The sequence below is a fragment of the Bradyrhizobium sp. GCM10028915 genome, assembly GCF_042666195.1.
Lineage (GTDB): Bacteria > Pseudomonadota > Alphaproteobacteria > Rhizobiales > Xanthobacteraceae > Bradyrhizobium > Bradyrhizobium canariense_D.
Window position 1 is genome coordinate 420964 of sequence record NZ_JBHTFN010000070.1, and the last position, 9977, is coordinate 430940.

Sequence of the window (9977 nt, forward strand, 5' to 3'; positions counted from 1 at the left end):
GAGGGCGAAGCGCGCATGTCTCGTTCAATTGAAGTCGTTCTGCCAGATATTGGGGACTACAAGGATGTCCCGGTAGTCGAAATCAATGTGTCGGTCGGCGACGAGGTCACGATCGACATGCCGTTGCTGTCGATCGAGTCCGACAAAGCGACGATGGAGGTGCCATCCCCAGCCGCAGGCACGGTGGCCAAACTGATGATCGACGTCGGGGTGCGGGTTTCTCAAGGTTCGGTTCTGATGGTCCTCGAAGGTCGCGGCGAATCCACCGCGCCTCCGCCGGCGACTGCGTCGGCACCGCTGGTGGAGCAACGGATCTCGCAGCAGGAGGCGCTGTCACGGCCGGCGCCCGCGGCTCCAGTCGATGACTCGCGAGCACGTGCACAGCAGCCGCAGCCTAGCGGGGCGGCGCATGCATCGCCGTCGGTCCGCGCTTTGGCGCGTGAGCTCGGCGTGACGCTGGACTCTGTCGTGCCCACAGGCCCCAAGGGCCGGATTTTGCGCGAGGATGTGGCGGCCTTCGTCAACGGCCTGGTGCGATCGAGACCGGCGATGGCGCCTGAGCCCGGCGCCCCGGTCGATTGGCCCAAGGTGGATTTCGAGAGGTACGGCGCGGTCGAGCGCCTGCCGCTGACACGGATCCAGAAGCTGACCGGTACGAACCTCTCGCGCAACTGGAGCGTCATTCCCCATGTAACGAATTTCGACAGAGCGGATGTGACCGACGCCGAAGCCTTTCGTCAGCTCGCCAATGCCGAGGCCGCGAAGGACACGGCGAAGCTCACCATGGTGTCGCTGCTGATCAAGGCCGCGGCCTTGGCGCTGCAGAAATACCCGCGCTTCAATTCGTCGCTCGATGGCGATGAGTTGATCCTCAAGCACTACGTCCACATCGGCGTCGCTGTCGACACGCCGAGAGGTCTGGTCGTGCCGGTGATCCGGGACTGCGATAAGAAGGGCCTTCGGCAGATTGCCGCGGAGATGCGCTCGCTCGCCGACAAGGCGCACGCGGGGCAGCTCGCGTCGGGCGACATGCAGGGCGGCTGTTTCTCGGTGTCGTCTCTCGGCGGCATCGGCGGTCAGGGATTTACGCCCATCATCAACGCGCCCGAGGTGGCGATCCTCGGCGCCGGGCGGGCCGCCACCGAGGCGGTCTGGAACGGCCGCGAGTTTGAACCGCGCCTCGTCCTTCCGATGAGTCTGTCGTGGGATCACCGGGTCGTCGACGGCGTGGCTGGGGCCCGGTTCCTGGGCTTCGTCGCGTCGGTGCTCTCCGATCTGCGGCGCTTCGCATTGTGAGGACGCAGATGCGGACAGAGGAAATCCGGGTCCCCGACATCGGGGATTTCCGAGACGTCGAAGTCGTCGAGGTCCACGTCAGGGCGGGCGACGTCGTCGTGCGGGAACAGGCGTTGATCACAGTGGAATCCGACAAGGCCACGCTGGAGATTCCGTCGCCGATCGCAGGGGTGATCACGAGCATGCCGCTCCGTGTTGGAGACAAGGTGTCTCAAGGCTCCATGATTGGCACGGCGTCGGCGTCGGACGAAGCGGGCGCGCAAGGCGAGCCGATCTCGGCGGATCAGGATGTTGGCCAGCGCGCAACAGATTATACGCGCTACGATCTTGTCGTGATCGGAGGCGGGCCGGGCGGCTATTCAGCAGCGTTTCGGGCCGCAGACCTTGGACTGAACACCGCGATCGTCGAACGATACGGCACCTTGGGCGGAGTTTGCCTGAACGTTGGATGTATCCCGTCGAAGGCGCTGCTTCATGTTGCGGCCGTCAAGGAGGAAGCCGAACGGATCGCGGACAAGGGCATTCGCTTCGCCGCGCCGCAGATCGATCTGCAGGAGCTGCGCGCCTTCAAGCACGGCACCGTCAAGAAGCTGACGGATGGGCTGAGCCAGATGGCGGCAGCGCGCCGCGTCACGGTGATCCGCGGCATCGCGAAATTCGCCTCCGCCATGCGGCTCGAGATTGTCGGTGAGGGGGCAGGCTCGCAGCAAATTGAATTTGGTCAATGCATCATCGCCACGGGCTCGCGCGCGGTGCAGCTGGCGGTGCTTCCCAAGGACGAGCGGGTCGTGACCTCGACCGGCGCGCTCGCGCTGCGAAGCATTCCGGGCCGCATGCTCGTGATCGGAGCGGGGATCATCGGGCTGGAGATGGCGACCGTCTACAGCTCGCTCGGCGCCAAGATCAATCTTGTCGAAAGGCTTCCCGATATCCTGGCGGGCGTGGATGCCGACGCGGTGAAGATCTGGCGTTCGCGCAACGCGCATCGCTTCGAGCATATCGACGTCGCAAGCAGCGTATCAACCGCCGAAATCACGCCGGACGGCGTGAGGGTCGGTACCACAGGCGCATCGGTACGGACACGATCGTACGATTTGGTGTTGCAATCGGCCGGCCGTGTTCCCAACAGTAGCGAGCTCGGCCTCGAACGGATCGACGTTGCCATCGATTCGAATGGCTTCATTCAGGTCGACGAGCAGATGAGAACGACGGCGCGCAACGTCTTCGCCATCGGCGACGTCGTCGGCGGTTCGATGCTGGCGCACAAGGCCGTTCACGAGGGGCACGTCGCCGCGGAAGTAGCTGCCGGGAAGCCGGCGGCCTTTACCGCGAAGATCGTCCCCAATGTCGCCTACACCGATCCTGAGATCGCCTGGGTCGGCAAGTCCGAGCGTGATGTCGCCGAATCCGGACGGAAGATCCGTTCGGCAAAATTCCCATGGGCCGCGTCCGGCCGGGCCATCGCGTCGGGCGCGTCCTATGGCATGACGAAGCTGCTGTTCGACGCCGAAACCGGTCGCATCGTCGGGGGCGTGATCGTCGGACCGCATGCCGGCGATATGATCGGGGAAATCTGTCTCGCTATCGAAATGGGGGCTGACGCGATCGATATCGGAAAGACCATTCACCCGCATCCGACCCTCGGCGAGACGATCGGCATGGCTGCCGAAGTCCATGAGGGCATTTGCACCGACCTGCCTCCAATCGCCAGAAAGCGGTAGATCAGTTGGCCCAATCGATGTCCGTTATCGAGGCCCTTGAACAACGTCGCGCCGGCGCCAAGCTCGGCGGCGGCGAGAAGCGCATCGACGCGCAGCATGCGCGCGGCCGCCTCACCGCGCGGGAGCGGATCGATCTGCTGCTCGACAAGCATTCGTTCGAGGAGATGGACATGTTCGTCCAGCACCGCTCGACCGAATTCGCGATGGAGAAGACCAAGATTCCGGGAGACGGCGTGGTCACCGGCTGGGGCACCGTCAACGGCCGCAAAACCTTTGTCTTCGCCAAAGACTTCACGGTGTTCGGCGGTTCGCTGTCGGAGACCCACGCTCTGAAAATTACAAAATTGCAGGACATAGCGATGAAGGCGCGTGCGCCCATCATCGGCCTCTACGACGCGGGCGGCGCCCGCATCCAGGAAGGTGTGGCCGCGCTCGCCGGCTATTCCTACGTGTTCCGACGGAACGTGCTCGCCTCGGGCGTGATCCCGCAGATCTCCGTCATCATGGGCCCCTGCGCCGGCGGCGACGTCTATTCGCCTGCGATGACCGACTTCATCTTCATGGTGAAGAACACCAGCTACATGTTCGTCACTGGCCCCGACGTGGTGAAGACCGTCACCAACGAGGTCGTCACCGCGGAAGAGCTCGGCGGCGCCTCGGTGCATGCCACGCGCTCCTCGATCGCCGACGGTGCCTTCGAGAACGACGTCGAGACGCTCTTGCAGATGCGGCGCCTGATCGACTTCCTGCCGTCCAACAACACCGACGGCGTGCCGGAATGGCCGAGCTTCGACGACATCGGCCGCGTCGACATGTCGCTCGACACTCTGATCCCCGACAATCCGAACAAGCCCTACGACATGAAGGAGCTGATCCTGAAGGTCGTGGACGAGGGCGACTTCTTCGAGATCGCGGATGCTTTCGCCAAGAACATCGTCACCGGCTTCGGCCGCATCGCCGGCCGCACGGTGGGCTTCGTCGCCAACCAGCCCATGGTGCTGGCCGGCGTGCTCGACTCCGACGCTTCGCGCAAGGCGGCGCGCTTCGTTCGTTTCTGCGATGCCTTCAACATCCCGATCGTCACCTTCGTCGACGTGCCGGGCTTCCTGCCGGGTACCGCGCAGGAATATGGCGGCCTGATCAAGCACGGCGCGAAACTCCTGTTCGCCTATTCGCAATGCACCGTGCCGCTCGTGACCATCATCACGCGCAAGGCCTATGGCGGCGCCTTCGACGTCATGGCCTCCAAGGAGATCGGCGCCGACATGAACTACGCCTGGCCGACCGCGCAGATCGCGGTCATGGGTGCCAAGGGTGCGGTCGAGATCATCTTCCGCAGCGACATCGGCGACCCCGACAAGATCGCGGCCCGCACCAAGGAATACGAAGATCGCTTCCTGTCACCCTTCATCGCCGCCGAGCGCGGCTATATCGACGACGTCATCATGCCGCATGCAACGAGGCGCCGCATCGCACGGGCGCTGGCCATGCTGGGTGACAAGAAGATGGAAATTCCGGCCAAGAAGCACGACAACATTCCGTTGTAGGAAGAGCTGTGTTCAAGAAGATTCTGATCGCCAATCGCGGCGAAATCGCCTGCCGGGTCATCAAGACCGCCCGCCGGATGGGAATTCAGACGGTCGCGGTCTATTCCGAGGCTGACCGCGATGCCCTCCATGTCGAGATGGCCGACGAGGCCGTGCTGATCGGCCCGCCCGCCGCCGCCGAGAGCTATCTGGTGATCGAGAAGATCGTGGAGGCCTGCCGCAAGACGGGCGCCGAGGCCGTGCATCCCGGCTACGGCTTCCTGTCCGAGCGCGAGGCGTTCCCGCGGGCGCTGGAAGCCGCCGGCATCGTCTTCATCGGCCCCAACCCGGGCGCGATCGCGGCGATGGGCGACAAGATCGAATCCAAGAAGGCCGCGGCCGAGGCCGACGTTTCGACCGTGCCGGGCTTCCTCGGCGTGATCGAGGACGCGAAGCACGCGGTCAAGATCGCCGACGAGATCGGCTATCCCGTGATGATCAAGGCCTCGGCCGGCGGTGGCGGCAAGGGCATGCGCATCGCCTATTCGACCAGCGAGGTCGCCGAGGGGTTCAACCTCGCCAAGGCGGAGGCCAAGGCCTCGTTCGGCGACGACCGGGTCTTCGTCGAGAAGTTCATCGTCGATCCCCGCCACATCGAGATCCAGGTGCTGGGCGACAAGCACGGCAACGTCATCTATCTCGGCGAGCGCGAATGCTCGATCCAGCGCCGCAACCAGAAGGTCATCGAGGAGGCGCCGTCGCCGCTGCTCGACGAAGCCACCCGCCGCAAGATGGGCGAGCAGGCGGTCGCGCTGGCCAAAGCCGTGAACTACGATTCTGCCGGCACCGTCGAATTCGTCGCAGGGCAGGACAAGAGCTTCTACTTCCTGGAGATGAACACGCGCCTCCAGGTCGAGCATCCCGTCACCGAGCTCGTCACCGGCATCGACCTCGTCGAGCAGATGATCCGGGTCGCCGCCGGCGAGAAGCTGTCCATCAAGCAGAAGGACGTCACGCTCACGGGGTGGGCCGTGGAATCCCGCCTTTACGCCGAAGACCCGTTCCGCAACTTCCTGCCCTCGATCGGGCGTCTGGTGAAGTACCGCCCGCCGGCGGAAGTTAGCCAGGACGGCATCACCGTTCGCAACGACACCGGCGTGCAGGAGGGCGGCGAGATCTCGATCCATTACGATCCGATGATCGCCAAGCTCGTCACCCACGCGCCGTCGCGCGCCGCCGCGATCGAGGCGCAGTCGACTGCGCTGGACTCGTTCTATGTGGACGGTATCCGCCACAACATCCCGTTCCTGTCGGCGCTGATGAACCATCCGCGCTGGCGCGAGGGCCGGCTCTCGACCGGCTTCATTGCCGAGGAATTCCCCAAGGGCTTTGCGGTGCGGGTGCCCGAAGGCGAGGTCGCCCGGCGGATCGCCGCGGTCGGTGCCGCCATCGACCACGTGCTCGGCGAGCGCAAGCGCCAGATCTCGGGCCAGATGGGCGGCCGGATCGTGCAGCGCGAACGCCGCCGCGCGCTCTGGCTCGACCGCCAGGAGATCCTGCTCGAGGTTGCCCGCGAGGGCGAGGCGATTGCGGTGAGCTTCATCGATGCCGACGGCAAGGCCGGCAGAGCGCATCTGTTGCAGTCATCATGGAAGCCGGGCGATCCGGTCTGGCAGGGCACCATCGATGGCCATGTCGTCGCGGTGCAGGCGCGCCCGATCGCCAACGGCATCCGTCTTGCGCATCAGGGCGTCGAGGTGCCGGTCTATGTCTGGACCGAAGCGGAAGCCGCGTCCGCCCGGCTGATGCCGGTGACGACGGCCGCCGATACCGGCAAGAAACTGCTCTGCCCGATGCCTGGCCTCGTCGTCTCGATCGCGGTGACCGAGGGGCAGGAGGTCAAGGCCGGCGAGACGCTCGCGGTGGTCGAAGCCATGAAGATGCAGAACGTGCTCCGCGCCGAGCAGGACGGCACCGTGAAGAAGATCCACGCCAGTGCGGGTGCGACGCTCGCGGTCGACGCGCTGATTTTGGAGTTTTCCTGAATACCGCAAGAGGCGACCTGAGATGGGCAGCCTGACTGCAGGAATTCCGGTTACTTCCAGGCAGAAGTCATGTTGGGCAGCTCGGCGTCACTTGGGATTAGGTGGACTTGATGAAAACCGAACGATTGGCATTGGCATCGGGCTTTGCGCCTGCTTCACGCCAGGACTGGCACAAGCTGGTTGATGGCGTGCTAAAGGGAGCGCCGTTCGAAAAGCTGATTGGTAGGACGTACGACGACTTGAGAATCGAGCCGATTTATCTCCGCGCGAAAGACATTGCACTAGTCGACGGGCGGGCACCCGCGGCGCCTTGGCAGATCATGCAGCGCATCGATCATCCAGACCCGGTGACGGCCAATAGGCAGGCCCTTCACGATCTGGAGAATGGGGCGACGGGCCTGGCGCTCGTCTTTGCCGGCGCCAACAGCAGCCGCGGGTTCGGTCTCGATCAAACGGCAGGTACCGTCGCCAAAGCTTTAAAGGACGTCCACCTTGATGCCGGCATCGGGATTGAACTCCAAATTGGTACAGACGGGCGTAAGACCGCGATCCATGTTGCGGAATATGTGAAGTCGGTCGGTCTCGATCCTGCCGTCTGCGACATTCGATTTGGGCTCGATCCGCTGGGCGCGTGCGCCCTAAGCGGACGCAGTCCATACACTTGGGAAGAAATCGCACGGAACGTTGCCAGCACGATCAAAGGGCTTGTAACGCTGGGGTTCAAGGGGCCGTTTGCCGCGAGCGACGGGCGTATCGTTCATGACGCCGGCGGCTCAGAAGTGCAGGAGCTTGCCTTTGTGCTCGCCTGCGGCGTGGCATATCTGCACGCTATGGAGGCAGCGCGCATTCCGCTGGATCAAGCGCGAAGTATGATCTATGCGCGACTCACTGCTGACGCCGACCAGTTTTTGACTATGGCTAAATTCCGCGCGTTGCGACTCCTCTGGGCGCGCATCGAATCGGTGTGCGGTGTGACGCCGAGGCCGCTGTTCATTGCGGCTGACACGTCCTGGCGCATGTTGACCCGGCGCGATCCCTACGTAAACATGTTGCGCGCTACCTTGGCTACATTCTCTGCGGGAATCGCCGGTGCCAATGCGATCACAGTCCTGCCGCACACGTTGGCGCTCGGCCTTCCAGACTCGTTTGCCCGGCGCGTGGCCCGCAACACGCAACTTCTGCTGCTGGAGGAAAGCAATCTTGCCAAGGTTAGCGATCCTGCCGCAGGTGCTGGCGGCATTGAGGCGCTAACAACGGAGCTTTGCGACGCGGCCTGGAGGAGTTTTCAAGAGACTGAAAATGCGGGCGGCATTTTTGCCGCTCTACAGCAAGGAACGCTTCAGGCGAAGATCACAGCTACACGCACAGCGCGCTGTGCAAATCTCGCGAAACGCAGCGACCCGCTGACCGGAGTGAGCGAGTTCGCAAACCTTAGCGAAGGCGCAGCGGCGGTACTAAGCGTAAGACCGATGGCTCTTCCGCCTAGCTTTGATCAGAAATTCGTATTCGACCCACTGCCGCCGATCCGGCTTGCGGAACCGTTCGAATCGCTCCGCGATAAGTCCGATGCGATATTGAAGCTACTCGGCGCGCGGCCGCGAGTGTTTCTTGCTAATCTCGGCACACCGACCGACTTTACGGCCCGCGCGACATTCGCCAAGAGCTTCTTCGAAGCGGGAGGAATTGAGGCTATCGACGGCGCCGGCTTCGCCGACCCAGCCGAGCTTGCCCTCGCATTCACGGGCTCTGGTGCCGAACTTGCCTGCCTTTGCTCCAGCGATAAGATCTATGCGGAGTGCGCCGAAATCTCCGCCCACGCGCTTCAGCAAGTCGGAGCTAGGCACATCTATTTGGCGGGACTTCCCTCTCTATCCGACCCCGCGTTTCGGCGGGCTGGCATCTGCAGCTTTATTCACGTCAGTTGCGACGCCTTGGCAACGCTAAATGCCGCTTACAACCGGATCCAAAACCCGAAGGTTTTCGGATAATCGACAATCGAACGCGAACACTCAGATGTCATCCATCAGCGTTATCCCGAATTTTGCAAGTATTGCTTTCGAAAGGTGCTCGGTCGCCGCTTCTTCCGTCTCCGTCGATCCGTGGGTGACTCCGGAGGGCATTCCGGTCAAGTCGGCATACGGAGAAGCAGATATCGCCGGGCTCGATTTCCTTGAGACCTGGCCAGGCATCGCGCCGTTCCTGCGCGGTCCCTACCCGACCATGTATGTCAACCAGCCCTGGACGGTCCGGCAATATGCCGGCTTCTCCACGGCGGAGGATTCCAACGCGTTCTACCGCCGTAACCTCGCGGCCGGACAGAAGGGCCTCTCGGTCGCGTTCGATCTCGCCACCCACCGCGGCTATGACTCCGATCATCCGCGCGTCGGCGGCGACGTCGGCATGGCCGGCGTCGCCATCGATTCCATCTACGACATGCGCACGCTGTTTGCGGGCATTCCGCTCGACCAGATGAGCGTGTCCATGACCATGAACGGCGCGGTGCTGCCGATCCTGGCGCTCTATGTCGCCGCGGCGAGCGAACAGGGCGTGCCGCCGGAAAAACTGTCGGGCACCATTCAGAACGACATTCTGAAAGAGTTCATGGTGCGCAACACCTATATCTATCCGCCCGCGCCCTCGATGCGGATCATCTCGGACATCTTCGCCTATACCTCGCAGAAGATGCCGAAATACAATTCGATCTCGATCTCCGGCTATCACATGCAGGAGGCCGGCGCGACGCAGGACCTCGAGCTCGCCTATACGCTCGCCGACGGCGTCGAATACTTACGCGCCGGCATTGCCGCGGGTCTCGACGTCGATCGCTTCGCACCACGTCTGTCGTTCTTCTGGGCGATCGGCATGAACTTCTTCATGGAAGTCGCCAAGCTGCGCGCCGCGCGCCTCTTGTGGGCGAAGCTGCTGAAGCCGTTCAATCCGAAGGACCCACGCTCGCTGTCGCTGCGCACGCATAGCCAGACCTCGGGGTGGTCGCTGACCGCGCAGGACGTCTTCAACAACGTGATGCGCACGACGGTCGAGGCGATGGCGGCAACGCAAGGCCATACCCAGTCGCTGCACACCAATGCGCTCGACGAAGCGCTGGCGCTGCCGACTGATTTCTCGGCCCGCATCGCCCGCAACACCCAGCTCTTCCTGCAGCAGGAGAGCGGCACCACCCGCATCATCGATCCCTGGGGCGGCTCGTATTACGTCGAGCGTCTCACCCGCGACCTCGCCGCCAAGGCCTGGGGCCACATCCAGGAGGTCGAGGAGCTCGGGGGTATGGCCAAGGCGATCGAGGCCGGCGTACCGAAGCTGCGCATCGAGGAAGCCTCGGCCAAGACCCAGGCCCGCATCGACGCCGGCAAGCAGGCGGTGATCGGCGT

6 protein-coding genes are annotated in these 9977 nt (G+C 63.5%); all 6 read left to right on the forward strand.

The annotated features are described in order from the left end of the window. The first annotated feature begins 15 nt into the window (after window positions 1–15). Window positions 16–1296 carry a 2-oxo acid dehydrogenase subunit E2 gene (locus tag ACFQX9_RS35545; RefSeq protein WP_377791844.1) on the forward strand — a complete coding sequence of 427 codons (1281 nt, stop codon included), beginning with the start codon at window positions 16–18 and terminating at the stop codon, window positions 1294–1296. Between the two features lie 8 nt (window positions 1297–1304). After that, entirely contained in the window at window positions 1305–3017 is a 1713-nt protein-coding gene (gene lpdA / locus ACFQX9_RS35550; RefSeq protein WP_377791845.1) for a dihydrolipoyl dehydrogenase, read from the forward strand. 17 nt (window positions 3018–3034) lie between these two features. Continuing rightward, window positions 3035–4564 (forward strand): acyl-CoA carboxylase subunit beta, encoded by a 1530-nt coding sequence (locus tag ACFQX9_RS35555; RefSeq protein ID WP_377791846.1) that lies wholly within the window; start codon window positions 3035–3037, stop codon window positions 4562–4564. Window positions 4565–4572: 8 nt separating this feature from the next. Continuing rightward, the gene (locus tag ACFQX9_RS35560; RefSeq protein ID WP_377791847.1) at window positions 4573–6588 is read left to right on the forward strand and encodes an acetyl-CoA carboxylase biotin carboxylase subunit; all 2016 of its coding nucleotides are present in this window, start codon (window positions 4573–4575) and stop codon (window positions 6586–6588) included. A gap of 110 nt (window positions 6589–6698) precedes the next feature. Continuing rightward, window positions 6699–8576 (forward strand): methylmalonyl-CoA mutase family protein, encoded by a 1878-nt coding sequence (locus ACFQX9_RS35565; protein WP_377791859.1) that lies wholly within the window; start codon window positions 6699–6701, stop codon window positions 8574–8576. A 34-nt stretch (window positions 8577–8610) separates the two neighbouring features. Next, the coding region (scpA, locus tag ACFQX9_RS35570) for a methylmalonyl-CoA mutase (protein WP_377791860.1) at window positions 8611–9977 on the forward strand (1367 nt) is incomplete at its 3' end.